The organism is Mycobacterium paragordonae, from assembly GCF_003614435.1.
GTDB classification, from domain to species: domain Bacteria; phylum Actinomycetota; class Actinomycetes; order Mycobacteriales; family Mycobacteriaceae; genus Mycobacterium; species Mycobacterium paragordonae.
The window spans coordinates 4,615,612-4,640,363 of record NZ_CP025546.1 but is presented as its reverse complement, the minus strand read 5'-3'; the positions used below and the strand labels follow the sequence as shown (position 1 = coordinate 4,640,363).

At 67.3% G+C, this 24,752-nt stretch carries 10 protein-coding genes; 2 read left to right on the top strand and 8 right to left on the bottom strand.

Annotation, left to right across the window (positions count from 1 at the left end; translation table 11 throughout):
• Nucleotides 1–52 precede the first annotated feature (52 nt).
• On the top strand, nt 53–883 hold the full coding sequence (locus C0J29_RS20895; RefSeq protein WP_174814852.1) for a DegV family protein: 831 nt from the start codon (nt 53–55) through the stop codon (nt 881–883).
• Nucleotides 884–894: 11 nt separating this feature from the next.
• Here the strand turns inward: C0J29_RS20895 and C0J29_RS34495 are convergent, their stop codons facing one another.
• The 7 genes from C0J29_RS34495 to C0J29_RS20860 all read right to left on the bottom strand — a co-directional run bounded on the left by C0J29_RS34495 (nt 895) and on the right by C0J29_RS20860 (nt 12,930).
• Nucleotides 895–2,430, bottom strand: a complete 1,536-nt coding sequence (locus tag C0J29_RS34495) for a PecA family PE domain-processing aspartic protease (RefSeq protein WP_120793435.1) — start codon at nt 2,428–2,430, stop codon at nt 895–897.
• 78 nt (nt 2,431–2,508) lie between these two features.
• Nucleotides 2,509–5,430: an MMPL/RND family transporter gene (locus tag C0J29_RS20885; RefSeq protein ID WP_065043297.1), complete on the bottom strand. Its 2,922-nt coding sequence runs from the start codon at nt 5,428–5,430 to the stop codon at nt 2,509–2,511.
• Nucleotides 5,427–5,882: an MmpS family transport accessory protein gene (locus C0J29_RS20880; protein WP_120793434.1), complete on the bottom strand. Its 456-nt coding sequence runs from the start codon at nt 5,880–5,882 to the stop codon at nt 5,427–5,429. Before C0J29_RS20880 ends, C0J29_RS20885 begins: the two co-directional genes overlap by 4 nt.
• 166 nt (nt 5,883–6,048) lie before the next feature.
• Nucleotides 6,049–7,107: an NAD(P)H-dependent amine dehydrogenase family protein gene (locus C0J29_RS20875; protein WP_065043299.1), complete on the bottom strand. Its 1,059-nt coding sequence runs from the start codon at nt 7,105–7,107 to the stop codon at nt 6,049–6,051.
• A gap of 53 nt (nt 7,108–7,160) precedes the next feature.
• Complete coding sequence (gene pe / locus C0J29_RS20870; protein WP_120793433.1) at nt 7,161–8,261, bottom strand: acyltransferase PE; 1,101 nt, start codon at nt 8,259–8,261, stop codon at nt 7,161–7,163.
• A 94-nt stretch (nt 8,262–8,355) separates the two neighbouring features.
• Nucleotides 8,356–11,367 carry an MMPL/RND family transporter gene (locus C0J29_RS20865; protein ID WP_120793432.1) on the bottom strand — a complete coding sequence of 1,004 codons (3,012 nt, stop codon included), beginning with the start codon at nt 11,365–11,367 and terminating at the stop codon, nt 8,356–8,358.
• A 141-nt stretch (nt 11,368–11,508) separates the two neighbouring features.
• Nucleotides 11,509–12,930, bottom strand: a complete 1,422-nt coding sequence (locus tag C0J29_RS20860) for a condensation domain-containing protein (RefSeq protein ID WP_120794870.1) — start codon at nt 12,928–12,930, stop codon at nt 11,509–11,511.
• Nucleotides 12,931–13,272: 342 nt separating this feature from the next.
• Between C0J29_RS20860 and C0J29_RS20855 the strand changes: the two genes are divergently transcribed.
• On the top strand, nt 13,273–24,333 hold the full coding sequence (locus tag C0J29_RS20855) for a type I polyketide synthase (protein ID WP_120793431.1): 11,061 nt from the start codon (nt 13,273–13,275) through the stop codon (nt 24,331–24,333).
• Here C0J29_RS20855 and C0J29_RS20850 read toward each other — a convergent pair.
• Nucleotides 24,330–24,752, bottom strand: coding sequence for a PPOX class F420-dependent oxidoreductase (locus C0J29_RS20850; RefSeq protein ID WP_065163762.1), 423 nt, complete (start codon nt 24,750–24,752; stop codon nt 24,330–24,332). The two genes, C0J29_RS20855 and C0J29_RS20850, sit on opposite strands and share 4 nt — an antisense overlap.

The following is a 24,752-nucleotide window of genomic DNA, read 5'->3' as shown; positions in this document are numbered from 1 at the left end:
GACGTAGCGATGAGGTGGGGGCCCCACCCGCTTGCGGGGGAGAGTGGCGCCGTTGTCCATAGTGGTAGTCACCGACAGCTCGTCGCGCCTGCCGGCCGACCTGCGGGACCGGTGGGGGATCCGTGAAGTGCCGCTGCACATCCTGCTCGACGGCGCCGACCTGCGCGACGGTGTGGACGACATTCCCGACGACATCCACAAGCGCCACGCCACGACCGCGGCTGCCACCCCGTCCGAGCTGTGTGCGGCCTACCGGCTGGCCCTGGCCGACAGTGACGGCGAAGGTGTTGTGGCCGTGCATATCTCGTCGGGTCTGTCCGGGACCTGCCGGGCCGCCGAGGTGTGCGCGGCCGAGTTGGGGTCGTCGGTCCGGGTGATCGATTCCAAGTCGACGGCGATGGGTACCGGGTTCACGGCGTTGACCGCGGCGCGGGCCGCCGCGGGTGGGGCCGATCTCGACACCGTCGCCCGGGTCGCCGCGGATGCGGTGACCCGCACGCACGCCTACATGGTGGTGCACCGCCTGGACAACCTGCGCCGCAGTGGCCGCATCGGCGGCGCGAAGGCCTGGTTGGGCACGGCACTGGCGCTCAAGCCGCTACTGCACATCGATGACGGAAAACTTGTTCTGGCGCAACGTATAAGGACCACCAGAGGTGCGATCGCCGCCATGGTCGACGAGGTCTGCGAGATCGTGGGGGAGCACCCCGCGGCGCTGGCGGTGCACCACGTCGCCAACCCTGCCGGCGCAAGCGACGTGGCCGGCGCGTTGGCCGAACGGCTACCGGCCTGCGAACCCGCGATCGTGACGCCGTTGGGCCCGGTGCTCGCACTGCACGTCGGTGACGGAGCGCTGGCGGTCTGCCTGCAGCTGGGCGAGTGACTCCGGCCGGGTCAGATCTGCTGGACGAAGACCGTCCTACCTATTCCGTCGGCGGTGTTCTCGAAATAGACCGGCAGCAGTGAGAAGGGGTACGACCCTGTGTTGAACACGTAATAGCCGGAACCATACGTGGGGCCCGTCGCTGACGTGACAACAAATGGGGTGTTGTCAGCTGTGACCGTCTGCGTGTAGAGGGGCACGCCATTGATGGTCGAGACGCTGATCACCGTTCCCGCCGGCAGGTGGTTACCGATGTTCAGGCCCGGCACCAGCGACTGCGGGACGGCTCCGAGTGCACCGCCGGTATCGATGAACGCGCCGACGGTCTGCGGTAATTCATGGTTGATCTGAACTTGCACAACGGTTCTGGGTGATCCGCCTAACCCGACATAAGGCGGCAGCGGATTGGGTCCGAACTGCATCGTGCCGCGCGGCAGGTTGACCAGCACTCCATCGTCCAAGTGGTCAGGTAGAGCCTCGATCACCGAAGTCGGGAACGGGTAATCGTTGTTCTGGCCCACGCCCAGATAGGCGGGCAGGGACGACAGGTCTACCGCCCTTCCGCCCAGCGAAGCCGAGGTGGCGACGCCGATGGTGGTCGGTTCCGTGACGATGCCGTTCCCGAAGTTCAGGGTGGTCTGATACGTCTGGTAATTGACTAACAGCGAGCCGCCGTAACTGACGCTGCCCGTTCCGGTGGGGGCGCCGAGCGTGGCCAGGTCGACGTACTGAGGCGGCACCACCAGGCCGGACGCGCCGGAGTCGACGATGACGGGCGACGTCGGTCCGCCACCCACCTTGATATTCAGCATCGGGCTGCCGTACTGACCGGGATAGATCAGCGTTTGATCAGGGCCCAGCGCGGTGCTGATCCCCGCGGTGCCGGGCTCGCCCAGCAAGCCGCCCCGGCCGCCGATGCCGCCCACGCCGCCGGGACCGCTGGCCCCACCGGTGCCGCCCATGCCGATCAGGCCAGCCGAGCCGCCCGCGCCCCCGGGCATCCCGCCGTAGAGATTGGCGCCGCCGGTGCCTCCGTTGCCCACCAGCAACCCACCGGCGCCGCCGGCGCCCCCGGCCGCCCCGTAACGGACGCTGACGCCGCCGGTGCCGCCGTTGCCGAACAACCAGCCACCGGCTCCGCCGGGTGTTCCCACCCCTTGAGCGGTCGTGTAGCCGTCGGCGCCGTCGCCGAACAGCGGGCGCCCGGTGGCCTGTAGAACGGGGTCGTTGATGAGGTGTGAGACGTTGGAAACCAGGTACTTGGCGAGGGCGGTCTCGGCTGCGGCATACTCGCGCGCCGTTTCCAGAATCCTGACCCGGAATTGCTCATAGGAAATGGAAAACTGTTCGGCCGCTTGCTGATACTGCTGGCCGTGCTCGGCGAAGAAGGTGGCTACCGCTTGCGAGATTTCGTCGGCACTCGCGGAAACGACCTGGCTGGTGGGCAGCGCCGCCAAGACGTTGACGGACCTCAGGGTCGACTCCAGATCTGCGAGGTCGACGGTCGCCGCCGCAAGGAGCTCAGGAGACACCAGTACCGACGCCACGCCGCCCCCTCACCACCGATCACGACTGCGGGAAGCGTACCTCGGAGCAAATGTTTTCCGATGCGGAACCGGAAATGATCAGGCACCGGCTCCCGTACGAACTGCGCGGACATTGTCGCTGCCCCGTGGATGTACCACTTGCGGCCACCAGAACCACCGACCCAGCAAAGTCGCAATGGACGGCATCAACAGCGTGCGCACAATCAATGTGTCGAGCAGCAGGCCGATACACACCGTTGACCCGAACTGACCGAGCACCCGCAGGTCGCTGCCGAGCATCGATGCCATGGTGAAGGCGAACACCAGGCCTGCGGCGGTCACCACGCCGCCGGTGCCGGCCATCGACCGGATGATGCCGGTCTTGAGACCGGCATGAATCTCTTCTTTGAACCGGGACACCAGTAGCAGGTTGTAGTCGGAGCCGACGGCCAACAGGATGATCACCGACAGCGCCATCACGATCCAGTGGATCTTGATACCGAAGAGGTCCTGCCAGATCAGCACCGACAGCCCGAACGACGCGGCGATGGAGCTGGCCGCGGTGCCGACGATCACCAGTGCGGCCACCACGCTGCGGGTCAGCAGCAGCATGATCATGAAGATCAGGGTCAGTGCCGACACCACCGCGATCATCAGGTCGTACTTGGCGCCGTCATGCATGTCCTTGAACGTCGCGGCGGTGCCGCCGAGATACACCTTCGCGTCGGACAGCGAGGATTGCTTGAGACCCTCCTGCGCCGCGGTCCGTTCCGAATCGACCCGCGAAATCCCTTCCGGCGTCATCGGATCGCCCTGGTGGGTGATGAAGAAGCGCGCAGACTTGCCGTCCGGCGACAGGAACATTCGCAGGCCGGTCTGGAAGTCCGGATTGTCGAACGCTTCGGGCGGGAGGTAGAAGAAGTCGTCGTTCTTGGAGGCGTCGAAACTCTGGCCCATCACCACGGCGGTGTCGCTGAGCGCCTTCATCTGGTCCAGCATCGCCGAGAACGTGGCCTGCATGGTCAGCGTCAGCCCTTTGGTCGTCTTCATCGTGGTGATCATCGGCGGGATCAGCACCAGCATCGAGTGCGTCGCATCGGCCGTGCGCTGGATGTCTTTGGTCAGTAGGTCGAATTGCCCAGCCAATTGGTCGAATCCGTCCAGCGACTCGAACAGGGACCGCAACGACCAGCAGATGGGAATGTCGAAGCAGTGCTTCTCCCAATAGAAGTAGCTGCGGATCGGGCGCCAGAAGTCGTCGAAGTCGGCGATGTGGTCGCGCAGGCGGTTGGTGATGTCGGCGGTCTCCGCGGTGGTTCTGGCGCTGTCGTCGGCGGCGTTGGACAGTTCCGTCGTCACCTTGTACATGCGCTCCATGGTCTCGATCATGAACTGCATCTCGTCGGCCATCTTGGTGATGTCCTTCATGCGGTCCTGCAGGAAAGCCATGTTCTGCATCGTCGTCTGACTCTGCATGCTGTTCTGAAAAGGTATGGAGCTGTGCTGAATTGGGATGCCCAGCGGCCTGGTGATGTCCTGCACCATAGCAATGCCTACGGTGCGCATCACGTTCTTGGCCACCCGGTCCAGCACCAGCATGTCTGCCGGGTTCCGCATGTCGTGGTCGGCCTCCACCATCAACATGTCCGGGTCCATTCGCGCCTGCGAGAAATGCCGGTCCGCGGCCTGCTGACCGAGATTGGACGGGGCAGAAGCCGGCAGGTAGTAGCGATCGTTGTAGCTCGTCACGAAGCTGGGCAGGGCCACCATCCCGATCAGGACGATCGCGGTGCTGACCGCCAGAATCGGTGCGGGCCAACGCACCACCGCGGTGCCGACGCGCCGCCACATCCGCCCCTGCCGGGCGGTGCTCTTGGATTCGAACAGGTGGAACTTGCTTCCGGCGAAGACCACCGCGGGCCCGAGCGTCACGCCCGCCAGCACGACGACCAGCATGCCGATCGCCACCGGCGCGCCCATGGTGTTGAACCAGGGCAACCGGGTGAAACTCAGGCAGTACGTCGCACCCGCGATGGTCAGGCCCGAGCCCAGGACGACCGGAGCCACCCCACGAAAGGTGGTGTAGTAGGCGGTTTCCCGATCTTCACCCGCGCGCAGTGCTTCCTGGTAGCGCCCGATCAGGAAGATGCCGTAGTCGGTTCCCGCGGCGATGGCCAGCATGGTGAGGATGTTGGCGGCGAACGTGGTGAGGCCGAACACGTTGTGGTAGCCCAGCACCGCCACGATTCCCCGTGACGAGGCCAGCGCGACAAAGGTCATGAACAGCTGCACCAGAGTCGTGACGATCGACCGGTAGACCAGCAGCAGCATGAGCGCGATCGCGCCGAGGGTGAACAGGGTGATGGTGGCCAGGCTGGCGTTGCCGATGATGTGCATGTCATCGGACAGCGCCGCGGGCCCGGTCACGTAGGCCTTCACCCCCTGCGGTGGGGGATTGTGCTCCAACACCTTTCGGACGGCTTCGACCGAGTCGTTGGCCAGCGTGGTGCCCTGATTGCCGGCGAGGTTCAGCATCACGTAAGCGCCCTTGGCGTCGGCGCTCTGGGCGCCCGCCGCGGTCAGCCGGTCACCCCAGAAGTCCTGGATGTGCTGGATGTGCTCGTGATCCTGGCGCAGTTGCCGAATCACGTTGTCGTAGTAGCGGTGAGCGTCATCACCGAGCGGCTGCTTGCTTTCCAGCACGATCATGACGGTGCTGTTGGAGTCGAATTCCTTGAAGTTGTGCCCGAGTCGCATCATCGCCACCATGGACGGCGCGTCGACCGGCGTCATCGGAGCGGAGTGCTGTTCGCTGACCTTCTCCAAGGTCGGAACGATGACGTTGACCAGGACCGTCAGGACAACCCAGCCGATGATGATCGGCACCGCGAAGATGCGGATGGTGTGCGGGATGAGTGGCCGGTGGCCGCGTTCCTTCGTGCCGGTGGGCGCCGCGCTTTCGGTGGCGATCGGGGCCGTATCCTCGTTCGCCACATGGGTTCTGCTGTTGAGATCGCTCATGCCGACTTCACCAGGCAGAAGGTCTGGGGATTGACGCCATCGGACTGCTTCTCTTCCTTAACCACGTTGTCGACCGTGATACGGCAGCCGATCTGGCTGCCGTCGCTCTGCGCCATGATGTTGGCGCTCACCGAAGGCAGCGTCGTCGAAATGGTGAACGTCCACGGCAGCGGCGCCGCATCGACCTGGTGAGTGTTCGCATCGGCATCCCAGTAGTTGATGTTGGCGGTGGCTCCGGCCGGCCCGAAGATCTCGTACTTGACGACCTTCGGGTTGAACTGGACGATCTCGATTCCGGCACCGGCGTTGGCGTTGAGGTCCTGGGAACCGAAGATCTTGTGCAACCGCGACACGACCAGTCCGGAGACGGCCAGCACCACGATGAGGATCAGCGGTATCCATGCCTTGCGGAGAAAGCGGGTAAGGGGACCCGCGACCGCACCAGCCTTCATCGCCACCGCCTTTAACGAGTCTCCGGCCACACCTGAAGGGTTGTAACGCACCGTGGGACAGCTTGCTTCCCCGGCGCCCCGCCAGAATATTTGCTCGGCTAAGTATGTTAGCGCTTAGTGGACGGCAGCGTTCCGTCAGGGGCCGGTACTGTGCCACAGCACACAGTCAGCGTGCCACCCGGCCGGTGACCGGCGGCAGGTCGGCGAGCGTCATGATGCCCGGTCTGGCCGCCACCACCGCGGGCACGGCGTTGGTGACCGGCATCGCGGTGTAGATCATGCCCAACCCCATGAAGCCGGGCTCCGTCCAATCTTTGGGCGGCAGGCAGTGCAGCACCGTGCGCATATTGGGCAGCCCGAACACCTGGATGACGTGCCCGTGCTCGAGCGGCTTGGGTGGGACGACGTGGTCTCCCATGGTCCAGTTGAAACCGACGCTGACGACGTTGCGGTCGCCCTCCCAGCCGCGGTGGTATCCGTAGACGCCGCCGACGGTTCCCGCGGGGATCTTCATGAAACCCAGGTCGGTGTCGCCGGTGGCGGCGGTGAACGTCACGTCGAAGGTCATCCGGTCCAATCGGGCGCCGATGGCGTCGGCCATCATCGCGGCCGACTCGGCGAACACCTCGCTCTCCCGCCGCACGCTCTCGGCCAGGCCGGGCGTGGCGGGGTCTTGGGAGAAGCCCATCGCCGTCTGGGTTCCCGCCGACTCGTAGGTCGAGCAGTCGACCGACTCGGTGATCCGGATCTCGTCGACGCGCTCGCAGGAGGCGGACAGCACCATGCCGACCATGTTCGTCATGCCCGGATGCGCGCCGCTGCCGAAGATGGTCGAATTGCCGCGTTCGCAGGCCGCGACGATGCGCTCGCGGTCTTGCGGTGTCTGCTTGCCGCCGGTGATCCACGCCGCGCTGGTGCACACGTTGACGCCGGCCTCCAGCAACCGCACCAGCTCATCGATGTTGGGCCACAACGGGTTATAGCAACATGCGTCGGCGCCCAGGGCGATCAGTGCGTCGATGTCGCTGGTGGCCTGCACGCCGGTCGGCTCCGGCCAGCCGGCCAGCTCGGCGGCATCGACACCGACCTTGTCCGCTCCGTGCGCGTAGACGCCGACGAGTTCCATGTCGGGCCGCCCGATGATGGCGTGCAGGGAGCGGCGCCCGATGTTTCCGGTCGTCCACTGGATGACCCGCAGGGGACGGTCAGTGCTGGTTGTGCTCATCGGGCTCCTTTGCGCCGGTCGACGGGAGCCATTATCGCCGCTGCCGTCCGGCGTTAGTGAGCACCCCGGTTCAGCACGGACATGGCGCCGGACAGGATCTGCGAGAGGGGATCCGAGCCGCCGCCGAAGGTGGCCTGGGTGGCCGGGGCGGTGACGGCCGCTGGGTCGTAGCCGTTGACCGGGTCCACCTGGATGGGAGCGGTCAGCGGATCGTCGTTGCGCGAGTAGCCCGCGTTGACCATCGGCAGCAACACCGCGTCCAGCTCGTTCAGCGTCGGCTCCGGCACGCCCGCGTACTGGAACGGCAGCACCAGCGGAAGATGCCGCTCGGGAATGAGATACGTGGTCGTCGTCGCGCCGCGCGAGTTGACCGTCGACCTGATGTTCTGCGGCGGCACCATGCTCGGATTGGTGAACGCCACCGCGGTATGGCCGGTCATCAGGCCCGCCAGCGTGTTGGCCAGCGACATCCAGTTGTCCGGCCGGTCGGGGAAGTCCGCGATCGAGTCATAGGCCGAGATGAACATCTTGGTGTCGTACTGGCTTTCGACGGGCGGCGGTACCGGATAGTCGAGTGCGGGAACGACGCTGCCGACCGGGAACATGGCGGTCAGGAAGCTCTGGCCGAACGCGTGGCGCGCCACGGGGTCGCCGAATGTGGCGAAGCTCAGTTGGTCCGGCGGGGGAGCGGTGGGGTCATTGGCGAGCCGGGCCTGTAGCGCGTCGAGTACCAGCGCGCCCTCGGACAGGCCGATCGTCGTCCCGGGACCGCCCCGGCGGATCGCCGCATCCAAGTTGTCCGCGCCGACGACGACGGATTCGCCGACGCTCGGCCCGTCCGCGCCCAGACCGGGGAACATTTCGTCCAGCCGGCCGATGCCCGGAAACAATCGGCCGAGCACGTGGCCCTGCACCTGCCCGGCGGGGTAGTCGACGATCTGTCGCCGCAAGCCCGGGAACCAGTCGGCGCCTTCGCGGCGGATGTACTCGTCGTACGGGATGCCCAGCACGTGCGCGCCGCCCAGCGCGTAAGCCGTGCCGCCGTCAGGGGCGGGGTCGGCCGGCGTTTCGTCGGCGATGGCCGTGCCACCGCCGAAAAATCCTGTGGCGGCAACGATTCCCAGCGCGGAAACGCCCGCGATTAGCTTCTTCATCCCCACTCCCGCCTGATCGGGTTGCCTGATCGGGGCCTGATCGGCTTGGTTCCGCGAGTCTCGCACACCGCGCGCGGTCCCGCTAAATCGCTCGTCACGCGGCGCGTCCGGACAGCGGCCGCCGCATGCTCAGCCGCTTGCTCAGCCGGGAAGGCCACCAACTGGCCCGGCCGACCAGCGTGGCAACGGCCGGAACCGTGATGGTCCGGACCAGGAAGGTGTCCAGCAGAATGCCGACGCCGATCACGAAACCACCCTGGACCACGGTGCCGATGGTGGAAAACAGCAGGCCACCCATGGACGCGGCGAAGATCAGGCCCGCGGCCGTGATCACACCGCCGGTAGAGCTCAGGGCCCGGATGACGCCGTAGCGCACGCTGCCCGGCGATTCGTCCCGCATTCGCGAGATGAAAAGCATGTTGTAGTCGGCGCCCACCGCGACCAGGACCACGAAAGCCAAGGGCGGTACCGACCAGTGCAATTGCTGGCCGAGCAGGAATTGAAAGAACAGCACGCCCATTCCGACCGCCGACAAGAACGAAACCACGACGGATCCCACCAAATACAGCGGCGCGACAACCGCACGCAGCAGCGCCATCAACGTCAATAAGACGACGATCAGAGTGACGGCGATGATGAACCGAATATCGTGCTGGTAAAAGTCGCGGGTGTCGCGCAGTGTGACCGGGTATCCCGCCATCGAAATTGACGCGTCCGACAGTGCGGTGTTCGGCTGGGCGCTGCGCGCGGCGTCGGTGATGGCATTGACCTGATCCATCGCTTCCGCACTGAATGGGTTGAGTTTGGTTTGGACCAGGTAGCGCACCGAGTGGCCGTCCGGCGATATGAATATCCGGGCCGCCTTCTTGAATTCGTCCATGCGGAGCAGCTCAGCGGGAATATTGAAGCCCGCCATCGACGGATCGGCCGCGTCATTTTTCAGCGACAGCAGAAAAGCGGCTGCCTCGGCCAGGCCGGCACCCATCTCTTTGACCTGGCCGACGAGCTGTTCCACCCCGTCGGCTACCTGCCGGCTGCCCCCTGCGGCCCGGTCGGCGCCGCGCTGGAGGTTGTTGAGACCGGCCTGCATTCCACCGGGCTGGTCCAGGCCCATGGCATGCATCGCCCTGGTGAGGCCGTTCAGGGCGTTGCGCAGCCGGTCCACCGTCGCGTTCAGGGTTTGCCGGTCCTGGAAGGTTTCCAGCTGGCGAGCCAGCTCGTTGATCTCGTCCAGGCTCCCGTCGTTGCGTGCGGCGACGACCCGCTCGAATTGCGCCCGGGTGGCGCTGCACGAGGTGTCGAGGTCGCAAACCGGGTTGCCCTGCAGGGCGATCAGTACCGGGCCCACCCAGGCGAACATGTCCTTCACGGCGGTGAAGCTCAACCCCATGGAGTTGCCGAGCGAGTTGATGCGGTTGACCAGCTTGGCCGCGGTCGCCACCTCTTTGACCAGCTTGTCGCCGCCGTACTGGCTTCTCATCGACGAGAACGAGTCGAGCAGACCCTGCATGCCGGAAACCATCTGGCTGACCTGACCCCGTACGTCGCCGAGATTGTTTGCCAGCGTGTCGGCGCCTTTGACCAGCCGGTTCAGGTCGTCGTTGTGGTCGCTGATCACGTTGGACCCCTCGCCGAGCCGCGCGCCCACGGCGCCCGCCTGATAGGTGGCCCGGAACTCTTCGGGAACCGCCCCGGTGGGCCGGGTGATACCGGTGACCGCGGCGATATTCGGCAGTTTGCTGACCCGGTCTGCCATCTGCTCCAGGTCGGCCAGGGCCCGCGGCGTGCGCAGATCATGCGGGGACTGGACCAGGATGTATTCGGGAATGGACTGATTCACCGGGAAATGCCGGTCCAGCGCGGCGTAGCCGAGCGAACTCGGGGCGGATGCCTGCACGGCCTTGCGGTCGTCGTAGTTGTAGCGCACCAGGCCCGCGCAGCCCGCCAGGATGATCAACACCAGCACGCTGGCGACCAGGTGGGTCTTCGGCCGGCGGACGATGCGTATCCCGGAACGCCGCCAGAACCCGGCGGTCAACTCGCGCCTGGGTTTGACCCAGCCGCGCGGGCCGGCCACCACCAGGATGGCCGGCAGCAGCGTGACCGCCGCCAGGAATGCGACGCCGACGCCGATCGCCGAGGACACTCCGACCGAGGAGAACACCCCCATCCGGGCAAAACTGATGCCGAGGAAGGTGAGTCCCACCGTGGCGGCGGATGCGGCGATCACCTTGCCGATGGAGATGAGGCCCCGCCGCACGGCTTCGTCATAATCCGGGTCGTGATCCGAGTCGCGGCGCAGATAGTCGTGGTAGCGGCTGATCAGGAAGACCGCGTAATCGGTTCCCGCTCCGGCGATCATCGCGCTCAGAAACACGATGGACTGGTTGGACACACCCAGGCCGCCCGCCTGGGAGAAACCCGCGACCACGGCTTGGGCGATCGCCATGGATATCCCGATCGCCAGCAGCGGCAGCAGCATGGTGACCGGGTTGCGATAGACCACCAGCAACACCAGGAGCACCAGCACCGCGATCGCGACCTCGATCGGGAGTCGATCCCGCTCGCCGGCCACCGTCAGATCAGCGACGGTCGCCGCCGGTCCGGTCAGGTTCGCCGTCAGCGGGCTGCCGGCGAGGCTCTGTTTGACCACGCCGGTGACCTGTTTGAAGGCGGCATAGGAGCGGGGAGTGCCAAGTTCACCGGCGAGGCCGACCGGCAGCACCCAGGACTTGCGGTCCTTGCTGGTCAGCGCCGACCGCAGGGGCGGTGTGCTGACGAAGTCCTGCAACATGACCACGTTCCGGGTGTCCTGACGCAGCGCGGCCACCAGTTTGCGGTAGGCGGCTTCGTCGGCGGGTCCGAGGCCCTTCTCGTTGGTCAGGACCACCAGCAGCAGATCCTCGCTGCCTGATTCGTGGAACGCCTCGGTCATCTTGCGGGCGGTGACGGCGGACGGCGCGTCGCTGGGCAGGATGGCGAGCGGGTGCTTGTCGGCCATCTCGTTCAGGGACGGCAACGTCAGCGGTAGCGCGACCGCCATCGCGACCCAGATACCGATTACGGCCCAGGGCCACCGCACCACAAAATCGGCTAGCCGTCGCAAATTGCCCCCACCTCAAGTTCTCGCGGTCCGTGCCCGCCGGTCACCGCCGGTCCCACTGCCCAATTATGTGTCGCGCCCCGCCGCGACTTCGGGTATTCAACGAAAATAGCGTGCATCAAAGAACTCCGAAGTACTCCCAGACTACGTGACGCGGCCCCAATGTCCGCTATCGGCGACCCGGGTGCACACGGATTTCATTGCCTCGACATAGCGGGCGACCGATTTCTGCGCGATCGGATTATCCGGGAACATGACCGCCATGGCGGTACCCTGCTCATACCGGAATATGTAGATCGTTAATTGATAGGAATACCGGCGGTCGGAATAGATTCCGATGCTCTTGGCCGCGCTCATTTCGGCGGCGGCAATCACGGCGTTCAGCGGGGCGGCGCCGCCGTGCAGAAAATTCGAAACCGGAAAATTGGGCCGCGGCCATTTCAGCCAGGGCGCCAATTCCAGCACGCGGTAATAAGGCACCTTGGCCATATCGAGGCTCGAATCGAATGACTCCTGCGCCGACCACGCGGCTTCGCCGAAAGATGCCGCCGCAATGGGAATGGTGATAGGCACTAGCCCGGTGAACCAGCCCTGGGTCATGAAATTCTCGTTACTGCTGCGCGAGTCCCGGGGAGTGAGCGCGTAATAGGTGGCCGCACCGGTGAACTCGTGGTCCACCAGCGCCATACAGGCGAACAGGCCGCCGACAAAGCGCGCACCGGCCGCTGTGCAGGCCGATTCGAATCTGGCGGTCTGGTCGGCGTCCATCAGGTTTTCGGTGACCATGTCGCTGTTGGTCAGCTCCAATGGGTTGCCCAGCGGAAGCGGAAATTCGGGAAGGCTGCCATTGTTATTCTCGGCGAACTCGATCCATTTGCGGACCTGCGGCGAATCCAGGTCCAACTCCGACGTGCGCTCGCGCTCGCGGACACAGAAATCGTCGTAGCTGCCGCTGTCGGGCAGTGCCAGGGACCCGTCGCCGCCCGCCATCGATGCATACACGGCGTTGGACTCCAGCATGGTGATGCCGATCAGCGTCGCATCACCGTGGACGTGGTCGATGCTCGCGTAGAAGGTGAAGTGGTCCTCGTGCTGGATGATCCCGAAGGAGAAGCAGCCCCACTGCAGCGGGTCGGGCGTCGCCACCACGTGATCGTGAATTTCCTCGACGGTCAACTCGCCCTGGTCGACAGGCACGAATTCGATATCGTCGGGATCCGTCATCGTGTGCCTGATGATGTCGCCGTTGTCGCCGTACTTGAACCAACTGCGGTACGTGTCGTGCCGGCGCAAATATGCGTTGAGCGCCTGATTCATGATCGCGATATCACAATTACCCGGTGCCTCACAGGTGGCGATCAGCAGCCGGGAAAAGTCGAGACCGGAATCGGTTCGCTGCCGGTAATTCTGCAGATGCTGACCCTGCATATAACTGACCGGTACCGAACTGACGGGCGCTTGTAGCGCCTTTTCCCTTGCCGTCGGTGTGGGGTGCCAAGAAATGAGGGTGCCGGGGCGCACTTCCCAATCCTCGAGTGAACCGATCGTGATTTTCCCGATCTGCAAAATCATCCCTTCCCCGGTCGCGCCACCAGGTTTTCCGTGGCTTTCCGCTGTCTTTCCTGGCTTTCCCTGGCTGTGCGGCGGCGCCGATATCACGATAACCGCATCGGAAGCCACGGTAGCGGCCACGGGCTAATGCGCGCGGCGACTCGCATTCGGCCAGCGCCCATGGTAAAGCCCGGCACCTGGCCGAGCGTCGGCAGCACTACCTGGTAATTTGCGCATGTCGGCGCGCGGCGCATTCGTGCTTGCAATAATCGCGGTGGGGGAGATCCATCTGCTGCACGACCGGGCCGTGTCACAGAGCGAACAGTCTCCGCCCACGTCAGTCAGAGAGGACAGTGCATGGCAACCGCCGATGCAGAGGTGACGGAGCCGCCGGCCGGGTTTGCGATAGTCGGCTACGCGGCCCGCTTTCCGGGCGCCGGCGACGCGGAAGAGTTCTGGGAGTTGTTGCGCGAGGGGCGCGACGCCGTCTCCGAGGTGCCCCGGGGCCGCTGGGACGCCGACGAATTCTTCGACCCGGATCCCGACGCACCCGGGAAGGTGGTGACTCGCCGGGCGGGCTTCGTCGACGACGTCACCGGCTTCGACGCGCCGTTCTTCGGGTTGTCGGCACGTGAGGTCAACTTGATGGACCCGCAGCACCGGCTGCTGCTGGAGACGGCGTGGCGGGCGGTCGAGCATTCGGGTACGGCGCCGACCGCCCTGGCCAACACCAACACCGGGGTGTTCATCGGCCTTTCCACCCACGATTACCTGGGTATGGCCTCCGACGAACTGGACTATCCCGAGATCGAGGCCTACATGGCGATCGGGACGGCCGCTGCCGCCGCAGCGGGCCGGATCAGCTATCGACTCGGTTTGCAGGGTCCGGCAGTCACGGTGGACACGGCCTGCAGTTCCTCTCTGGTGGCGATCCATCAGGCCTGCCAGGCGTTGCGGTTGGGCGAGTGCGACCTCGCCCTGGCCGGTGGCGCCAACGTGCTGCTCAGCCCCGCGACCATGATCACCTTCTCCCAGGCCCACATGCTGGCGCCGGACGGCCGGTGCAAGACGTTCGACGCCGCCGCGGACGGTTACGTACGCGGTGAGGGCTGCGGCGTCATCGTCGTGAAGCGGCTCGCAGACGCGATTCGCGACGGCGACCGGATCCGCGCCGTCATCCGCGGCAGCGCGATCAACCAGGACGGCGCCTCAGGTGGTCTGACGGTGCCCAACGGTGTCGCGCAGCAACGGGTCATCGCCGAGGCGCTGCAGCGCGCCGGCGTCGCGCCGGCCGAGGTCGGCTACCTGGAGGCGCACGGGACCGGAACATCGCTGGGCGATCCCATCGAAGTCCAGGCCGCCGGAGCCGTCCTCGGTGCGGGACGCGACGGTGGCCCGCCGCTGCTGATCGGTTCGGCGAAGACGAATATCGGACATCTCGAGGCCGCCGCCGGGATCGCCGGCGTTCTGAAGGTCGTGCTGTCGCTCGAGCACGAGCTGTTGCCGCCTCATCTGAACTTCCGGGAACCCTCGCCCCACATCCCGTGGGACCGGCTGGCCGTGCAGGTTGTTAAGGAGGCCACGCCCTGGGGGCGTGACGGCCGTCCGCGTCTGGCCGGCGTCAGCTCGTTCGGCTTCTCCGGCACCAACGCGCACGTCATCCTCGAGGAAGCGCCCGCAGCCGCCGAAAAGGTGGACGCGGCACCGGATCCGGCGGGGCCACGGTTCAGCGTGCTGCCCCTGTCGGCCCGTACGCCGGCGGCGCTGATCCAGCTCGCCGAGCAGTACCGCAGCTGGCTGGACGAGCATCCGGGGGCAGCCCTGGCTGACGTGAGCTTCTCGGCCGGCGTCGGGCGCGCGCACTTCGAGCACCGCGCCGCGCTGGTGGCCAACTCGACGGATTCGGCGCGTGAGTTGCTCGCTGCGCTCGCCGACGACCGCCCGGCGCCGGGACTGGTGCGCGGCGAATGCGCCGACCCGCCGAAGACCGCCTGGTTGTTCCCCGGGCAGGGCAGCCAGTTCCCGGGCATGGCCCGCGAATTGTTCGACAACGAACCGATTTTCGCCGAGACGCTGAACCGGTGTGCGGCCGTCGTCGCCGACGTGCTCGAAAGGCCGTTGCTGGAGGTGATTTTCGACACCGACCACCCGGACGGCCAAGACTTGTTGCGGCAGACCGCCTACGCCCAGCCGGCGTTGTTCGCGGTGGAGATGGGTCTGGCGCGGCTCTGGCAGTCCTGGGGTTTCGAACCCGACGTCGTGCTGGGGCACAGTGTGGGCCAATATTCCGCGGCCTGCGTGGCCGGCGTGTTCAGCCTCGAGGACGGGGCGTTGTTGCTCGCCGAGCGCGGACGCCTGTTCGGTGATCTGCCGGCCGGCGGACGGATGGCCGCGGTGTTCGCCGACAGCGAGCGGGTGGAAAGCTTCACCGAGGAGTTTCCGCGTCTGTCGGTGGCCGCCTACAACGGCGCCAACACGGTTTTGTCGGGACCTGGCGAGGATCTGGACCGGGCGGTGGCCGGACTCCAAGCCGACGGCGTCCGCTGCGAATGGCTGGACACCAGCCACGCGTTCCACTCCGCGCTGCTGGATCCGGCCCTCGACGAATTCGAGGCGTACGCCGACCGGTTCGAATACCGTTCTCCGCAACGGATTCTGGTGTGCAACCGGACGGGTGCGGCGCTGGGCCGACAGGTGAAACTGGACGGCCTCTACTGGCGTCGTCATGCCCGGCAGCCGATCGAGTTCGCCAAGAGCGTCGCCACCCTGGCCGACCTCGGCTGCAAGCTGCTGCTGGAGGTGGGCCCGCAACCGGTGCTGACCGCGTCGGCGCTGCGAGCCTGGCCGGACCCGTCGACCGCGCCGCGGGCGATAGCGTCGATGCGCCGCAACGGCGCCGACCTCCGCCAGATCACCGAAGCCGTGGCCGACGCCTACGTCGCCGGCCACCTGCCCCGCTTCGGCGCATTGTTGCCGGGGCAGCTGCGCAAGCTCGACCTGCCCACCTATCCGTTCCAGCGCCGCCACTACTGGTACCGCGACAAGCAGGCCAGGCCGACCGGGAAACCCGACCGTTCGGCGGCGCTGCGCACCGAAGCCGTCCGGCTCCTCGAGGACGGCCGGATCGACGAGCTGGCCGCGCTGCTCGACGGGGCGGGCGGCAACCCGCAGACCGTCGATGTGCTGACAAGGCTTGCGGCGCAACACAACCAGCAGCTCTCGACGCAGTCCGTCGCACAGGACCGCTACGAGATCCGCTGGCAGACGTCGAATGTCGCCGCAACGGGTACGGACGCGACCTGGCTGCTGATCGCCGACGACGGCGATGCACTGGCGCCGCTGGTCGACGTGCTGACGGCACGCGGGCATCGGCACCGCGTCCACGGACTACCGGCCTCCGACGCCGACGAGCACCGACTGGAAGCCGTGTTGCGCGAAGCGGTCGCCGACGAACCGGCGCTGCGCATCCTGGTCCTCTCGGCCATCGAAACCGACACCGCGCCGTCCATGCGGTCTCTGTTGCGCATGCAGCACCGGGTGCTGGGTGGCGCGCGGCGACTCTTCCGCGCCGCGGCGGCCGCCGAAATACGCAACCCGATCTGGCTGATCACCGCTGGGGCACAACGGGTTACCGGTACCGACGCGGTGTCGCCGGTGCAGACCTGCCTGTGGGGATTCGGGCGGTCCGCCTCGCTGGAGCATCCCCAGGTGTGGGGTGGGCTGGCGGATCTGTCCTCCCGAAGTCCCGACGAGTGGTCACGGTTGATCGACGCCGTCACGGCCGGCCCGGCGGGTGCGGCGGCTGCAGCGGAAGACCAAGTGGCGCTTCGGGATCAGGCGGTCTACGTGCCGCGCCTGGTGCGCCGTGCCGGTGCGCCGATCGCGACGCCGCCGGCACTGCGCGGTGACGCGACTTATCTGGTGACCGGTGGCCTGGGTTCGGTCGGCCTGGAAATCGCGGGCTATCTGGCCGCCCACGGCGCCAGGCATCTGGTGCTGACCGGCCGTCGTGCGCCGAGCATCGACACGCAGCAGCGCGTCGATGCCCTTCAGCAGCAGACCGGCGCCGAGATCCGGACCGTCGCGGCCGATGTCGCCAACCCGCACGACGTCGACCGGCTGATCGCCACGGTGGCGGCCGAGTTGCCGCCGCTGGTCGGCATCGTGCACGCCGCGGGCGAGATCGGCAGCACCCCGCTGCGCAGCCTGGACGACGCCGAGGTCGATCGCGTCTTCGCCGGAAAGGTCTGGGGCGCATGGAATCTGAGTGAGGCCACGGCGGACAAGCCGCTGGATTTCTTCCTCAGCACCTCCTCGATCGCCTCGGTGTGGGGCAGCTTCGGGCAGACCGCCTACAGCGCGGCCAACGCCTTCCTCGACGGGTTGTCCTGGCGGATGCGCGAGCAGAACTATCTCAGCGTGAACTTCGGTCCGTGGATGTCGGGCATGGCCGATGAGGAGGCCCGCGCACAGCTGAAGAAGCGCGGCGTGGTGACCATGGGGCCGGGCGATGCGCTGGCCGGGATGGCCGAGCTCATGGTCACGCATTCGGCGCAGGGAGTGGTGGCCCGCATCGACTGGGACCGCTTCCTGCCGATCTACCAGCAGACCGGTAGACGGGCGTTTCTGGCCGAACTCGAACGGGAGTTGCCCGAGTCGGCGACGGCACCCACCGCGTCCGGCACCACGAAGCTGGTCGAACAGCTCACCGTCGCCCCGGTGCAGCAGCGCAAGAAGCTCGTCGTGAACTATCTGCGCGACGTCGTCGCGGAGGTCACGCGGGTCGATGCGGCCGAGATCCGCGACGAGGCCGGCTTCTTCGACCTCGGCATGGATTCGCTGATGGCCGTCGAGTTGCGCCGCCGCGTTGAGCACGGGGTCGGCAAAGCCCTGCCCGCGACCCTGGCGATGGACTACCCGCGGCTGGTCGACGTGGCGGATTATCTGCTCACCGACGTGCTGCGGCTGAATGCTCCGGCGGCGGCGAAACCAGAGGCCCCCGCGCCTACGCCGGTGGCGAGCGGCTCCGTCGATGAGCCGATCGCGATCGTCGCGGTCGCCTGCCGCTTCCCGGGCGCCGCTGATCCCGAGGCGTACTGGGACCTGCTGGCCAACGGGGTCGACGCGATCCGCGAGATCCCGGACGACCGCTTCGACGTCGACGAGTACTACGACCCGGACCCCGAGACGCCGGGCAAGATCTACAGCCGCTGTGGGGGATACCTCGACGCGATCGACGGGTTCGATCCCGAGTTCTTCGGCATCTCGCCACGCGAAGCCGTGTGGATGGACCCGCAGCAGCGACTGATGCTCGAAATCGCCTGGGAAGGCCTGGAACGTGCCGGCTATTCGCCGGCGTCGTTGCGCGGCAGCCGAAGTGGCATCTTCGTCGGCGTAGCGGCCAACGAGTATTCGCACCTGTTGACGGCCGAGTCGGTCGACAGCATCGAAGCCCACTTCATCACCGGCAACGCGCTCAACGCGATTGCGGGCCGGGTCGCCTTCGCCCTCGGCCTGGAGGGTCCGGCCGTGGCGGTGGACACCGCCTGCAGTTCCTCGCTGGTGGCCGTGCACGAGGCTTGCGGGGCCCTGCGGTCCGGCGACTGCGATCTGGTGCTGGCCGGTGGGGTGAACGTGTTGCTGAGCCCGGCGTCCCTGATCGCCGCCTCCCGCGCCCGGATGCTGTCCCCGGACGGCCGGTGCAAGACGTTCGATGCCGCCGCCGACGGGTACGTGCGCAGCGAGGGCTGCGGCATTCTGGTGCTCAAGCGGCTCAGCGACGCGGTACGCGACGGCGACCGGGTGCAGGCGGTCATCCGGGGCAGTGCGGTCAATCAGGACGGCGCGTCCAGTGGCCTGACCGTGCCCAATGGCGGTGCGCAGCAACGGCTTATCGCCGCGGCACTGGCGCGTGCGCAGGTTGCCGGCACCGATGTCGACTACCTCGAGGCGCACGGCACCGGCACATCGCTGGGTGACCCGATCGAGGTGCAGGCCGCCGCCGCAGCCTACGGCGCCGGCCGCGACCCGAACCACCCGCTGCTGATGGGCTCGGTGAAGACCAACATCGGCCACCTGGAATCGGCTGCCGGGGTCGCGGGTCTGATCAAGATCGTGCTGTCCTTGCAGCACGAAGTGCTGCCGCAGAACCTGCATTTCGAGAACCCGTCGCCGCATATTCCGTGGGATTCGCTGCCGGTGCGCGTCGTGGACGAAGCGACCCCGTGGCACGCCAACGGCCGCCCGCGCCGCGCCGGTGTCAGTTCGTTCGGGTTCACCGGTACCAACGCGCACGTCCTCATCGAAGAGCCGCCGACGCCGGCGCCGGGCGCCGCGCCCGACGTCTCGGACGGGCCGGTGCAGGTGCTGCCGCTGTCGGCGCGCTCCGAGCAGGCCCTGGTGTCGTTGGCGCAGCGGTATGCCTCCTGGCTGGAGGCTCATCCGGACGTCGACATCAGTGACGTCTGCTACACCGCGGGCGTCGGGCGTTCGCACTTCGAACACCGGAGCGCGCTGGTCCTGGATTCCGGCCCGAATTCTGGGGGTTCTCCGGTCGCTGCGGCCCGCGACCTGCTGGCCGACCTGGCCGCAAATCGGTTGCGGCCCGGCGTGTTACGCGGCGTGTGTGGAGACCGGCCCACGACGGCATGGTTGTTCACCGGCCAGGGCAGCCAGTACCCGGGCATGGCACGCGAACTTTTCGACACCGAGCCGGTGTTCGCCGAAACCGTGCAACGGTGCGCGGACGCGATCGACGGCATGCTGCCGCGTCCGTTGTTGGAGGTGTTGTTCGCCGCCGACCGGGAAACCGGGGAAACCTTGCGGCACACCTCTTTTGCCCAGCCCGCCCTGTTCGCGATCGAGATGGGCCTGGCCCGGCTGTGGCAGTCCTGGGGCATCGAGCCCGACGTGGTCCTCGGGCACAGCGTGGGCCAGTATGCGGCGGCGTGTGTGGCCGGCGTGTTCAGCCTCGAGGACGGGGCACGGCTGATGGCCGAACGCGGCCGGTTGTTCGGCAGCCTTCCCGAGGGCGGCCGGATGGTGGCGATCTTCGCCGACCCGCGTCACGTGGAGGACGTCGCCAACCGGTGGCCGCAGGTGTCGGTTGCCGCCTACAACGGCCCGAACACGGTGCTGGCGGGCCCCGGCACGGATCTCGAGCAGATCGTCGACACGTTCAACGAAGAGGGCATCCGCTGCACCTGGCTGGACACCAGCCACGCCTTCCACTCGGCGCTACTGGACCCGGTGCTCGACGAGTTCGAGGCGTACGCGGCGCGGCTGGAGTTCGCTGTTCCCACCCTGCCGCTGGTCTGCAACCGCACCGGGACGGTCCTCACCGCGGAAACCCCGCTGGACGGCCAGTATTGGCGCCGGCACTCCCGCCAACCCGTGCAGTTCGCCGACAGCGTGCGCACCGTCGCGGCGCTGGGATGCACGGTGTTGATGGAGATCGGCCCGCAGCCGATTCTCACGGCGGCAGCGGTGCAGGTCTGGCCGGAACATTCGGCTGCGCCGCGCGCCATCGTCTCGTTGCGCAAGGGCGCCGACGCCCGCCGGCAGATCTCCGAAGCCCTGGCCGCGACGTACGTCGCCGGGCACCGGCCGGACTTCGCCGCACGCTACCGGCGGCCGGGCCACCGGCTCGAGCTGCCCACCTATCCCTTCCAGCGCCGGCACTTCTGGCCCAAGAGTTCCGGCGTCACGCCCGGCGACGGTGCGGTGGTCGCCGGAATCCTAGGCAGCGCAAAAGATCTCGCCTCCGGCGACGCCGTCTACACCAGCCGCCTCTCGGTCAAGACGCAACCCTGGCTGTCCGACCACGTCATCTACGGCACCGTGGTGGTTCCCGGTGCGACGTACGCGGCGATGGCCCTGGCCGCCGTCGGCGCGCCGGCGCACGTGCGGGACGTGTTCTTCTACGAGCCGATCATCCTGCCGGACAAGAGTTCCCGTGAGGTACAGCTCACGTTGCACCCGCTCGAGGACGGTGGCGGCTGGACATTCCGGGTGCACAGCCGTCCGTACGGCGTTCGCGACGCGGAGTGGTCCCTCAACGCCGACGGGACCGTCGTGAGCGGTGTCCTGGATGAGCCGGCAGAGCCGGCGGCCGAGGCGCCGGATTCCATCGAAGCGGCCACCGAGCGGTTGGGCCGCACGCAGACCCAGCAGCTGTTCGACACTTTCTCGGACATGGAGTTGGCTTGGGGCCCAACGTGGTCCACGTCGCTGAAATCGTTGTGGGTCGGCGACGGCGAGGCGATCGGTGATGTCGCCATCGGCGAGGAACTCGCCGAGCACATCGGCAGCGAGCCGATTCACCCGGTGCTGCTGGACCTGTGCACCGGCGTCGCCTTCCCCGCGTTCCCGGCGCTGCTGGCGGCCGAGCACGGCGTCGCGGATCTGTTCCTGCCGCTGCGGTACGGACGGGTGATGCTGAGCGAACGGATGCCGCGGCGGTTCTACTGCCGCGCGCGTTGGCAGGCAGGCGGTCTGGACAGCGAAACCCAGGTCTTCGATCTCGATTTCGTGGATCGCGATGGACGCCTACTGGGCGGCATTCGCGAATTCACCGTCAAGCGTGCACCTCGGGAGGCGTTGCTGCGCGGGCTCGGCGGCGACGCCACCCGGCTGCTGTACACCCTCGGCTGGAACGAGGTGCCCCCGCCGCCGTCGGAGAGCGCAGCCGAAACCGCCGACGCCACGTGGTTGATCGCCGGATTCGACGAGCTGGCGGAAGTGGTCCCGGACAGCTTGCGCACCAACGACATTGTCGATTCCGAGCACTGGCTGCAGCTGTTCGCGCAGGCCTCGGAGCGGGGCGCGCCTGTCTCCGGCATCGTCTGGCGCAGCGGCCGCCGACCGGGCAGCGATGAGTCGGGCACCGAATTCGCCGGACGCCTGGAGGGCGAGCTTGACCGGCTGCTGACGCTGGTGCGGACGGCGCTCGGGCAGCAGGACCTGAAACTGCCCGGCGGGCTGTGGGTCGTCACCGAGCGGGCCGTGGCCACCGAACCCGGCGAGCCGGTCGACCCCGTTCAGGCCGCGTTGTGGGGTCTGGGGCGCACCGTCATCGCCGAGCAGCCACAGTTGCGCTGCAGGCTGGTCGACCATGACGGGTCGCAGGACGCCGTGCAGTGGCTGGCCAGGCTGCTGACCGGCCCGGCCGCTCCCGTCATCGAACCTGAAATGGCGCTGCGGCAAGGGAAATTCCTGGTATCGCGCCTGCTGCCGTGGTCGCGCGGCGGGCATCTCGCGGTGCCCCGTGCCAGCGACTACGTGCTGGCGCCGACCGAACGCGGCGCCATCGACAACCTCCGTCTGGTCGAGACCGAAGTGACGGCTCCGGATGCGGGCCAGGCGCAGATCCAGATCGAGGCGGCGGGTCTCAACTTCCGTGATGTGCTCAACGTGCTGGGCCTCTACCCGGGCGACCCCGGCCCCATTGGCGGGGACTTCTCCGGGATCGTCACCGAGTTGGGCGACGGCGTAACGGGACTCGAGGTCGGCCAACGCGTCTTCGGCTTCATGCAGGGCGCGTTCGCCAGCCGGGTCAACGTGCCGGCACAGTTGGTCGCGCCGGTGCCGAAGGGTCTGGGCGCGATAGCCGCGGCGAGCATTCCGGCGGCGGCGCTGACCGCGCGCCTGGCCTTCGACTGGGCCAAACTGCGGCCCGGGGATCGGGTCCTGGTCCACGCCGCCAGCGGCGGTGTCGGCCTGGCGGCGGTGCAGTTGGCACGCCAGTGCGGCGCCACGGTGTTCGCCACCGCCAGCGCCTACAAGCGCGCCGCGCTGCGCGAGCTGGGTGTGGAGTACGTATACGACTCGCGCAGCACGGATTTCGCGGACCAGATCCTGGCCGACACGGACGGCGCCGGCGTCGACGTCGTGCTCAACAGCCTGACCAACGAGGGATTCCTCGAGGCCACGGTGCGGGCGACCGCCCGCAGTGGCCGCTTCGCCGAGATCGCCAAGCGGGACATCTGGACACCCGAGCAGATGGCCGCGGTACGGCCCGACATCGACTACGAGATCGTGGCGCTGGACGGCACCATCATGACGGACCCGGAGCACATCCACCGGCTGCTGTGCGAGGTGTCCGACGGGTTGGGCAGCGGAGAGTGGGAACCGCTGCACGCCGAGATTTATCCGCTGACCGAGGCGAAGACGGCGTTCCGCCGCATGCAGCAGGCGCGGCACATCGGCAAGATTGTGTTGCAGATGCCGAATCCGCTTGCGCCGCGCAGTGATCGGACCTATCTGGTCACCGGTGGCCTGGGGGCGCTGGGCCTGCACACGGCGGCGTATCTGGCTCAGCTGGGGGCCGGTGACATCGTGCTGACCAGCCGGCACCTGCCCGACGCGGAGGCCCAGCAGGCGATCGACACCATCATCGAGCGCTACCGGTGCCGGATTCACGTCTTCGGCGCCGACGTCGGCGACGAGTCTCAGGTCGCCGAACTGCTGCAGCGGATCCGCGCCGAGTTGCCGCCGCTTGCCGGCGTGGCACACCTGGCCGGGCTGCTCGACGACGCGCTGCTACCTCAGCAGAGCCTGGAGCGCTTCCGGACGACGTTGGCGCCCAAGGCGTTTGCGGCATGGCACCTGCACCGGCTGACCGAGAACGACGACCTGGAATTCTTCATCATGTATTCGTCGATCTCCGGCGTCCTCGGCTCCCCGGGGCAAGCCAACTATGCCGCGGCCAACGCGCTGCTGGACGGACTGGTGGCTGACCGCAACGCGAAGGGCCTGGCCGCGACCAGCGTCAACTGGGGGCCGTGGGCGAAGGGCGGCATGGCCGCGTCGCACGCTGCGCGCGTCAATCTCGGTGCGCAAGGCCTGATTCCACTGGAACCCACCGCCGCGCTGAGCGCGCTTGGCGAGCTTTTCGCCGAGGGGACCGGGCAGGCAACCGTCATCAAGGCGAACTGGCAGCGCACGGCGAAGGTGCTGGGCGGTTCCCGTCCGCCGATACTCGACTACGTGCTGCCCAGTGCCGTCGCGACCACGCAGGGTGACAGCGAGCTGTTGCGCCAGTTGCACGAGATTCCAGAGGGGCAGCGCGCCGACTTCCTGACCGAATATCTGCAGCAGGAGGTGCAGAGCTTCCTCAGGCTCGCCCAGCCGCCCGCGGCCAGCAGCCGGTTCCTGGATCTGGGCACCGACTCGCTGATGGCGGTCGAACTGCGCAACCGGTTGCTCGGACAGTTCGGCGGCAAGCTGACGATCAGCGCCACCGCGGTCTTCGACTATCCGACGATCAGGTCGCTGGCGGAGTACCTGGCCGAGCAACTGCCGGAGATCATGGCGGGGTCTGACGCGGCGCCGGCCGCCGAAGCCGTCGAACCTGCCGAAGCCGGCGAACCTGCCGAAGCGGCCGAGCCCGCCGAAGTTGCCGAACCTGCCGACGGTTAGTCGCTGATGTCGAACCCGGCGATGACCTTCGTCGGGCGCACCCGCACCACCAGTTCGCCGGGAACCGCGTTGCGGCGCCCGAATTCGCCGGCCCGTTCGGCGCCCATGTACCGGGCGCCGGTGCGGGTGGCGATGTCCAGCAGTTCCTGCGGGTCATCGCTCACCGTCGCCACACCCTGCACCTGCACGAACGAGAAGGGCGGGTGAGGGTCGTCGACGCAGATGACGGTCCGTGGATCCCGCTGCAGGGCGCGACCTTTCGGCGTTTCCTCGTGCGTGGTGAACACCAGCTGGCCGCCGTCGACGACGAACCACACCGGCGCCACCAGCGGCCGGCCGTCCGAGGCGACGAACCCGAGCATCCCGGTGCGGGTGCCCGCCGAGAGGAACTCGACGACTCGGTCCGACAGTTCGGCTAT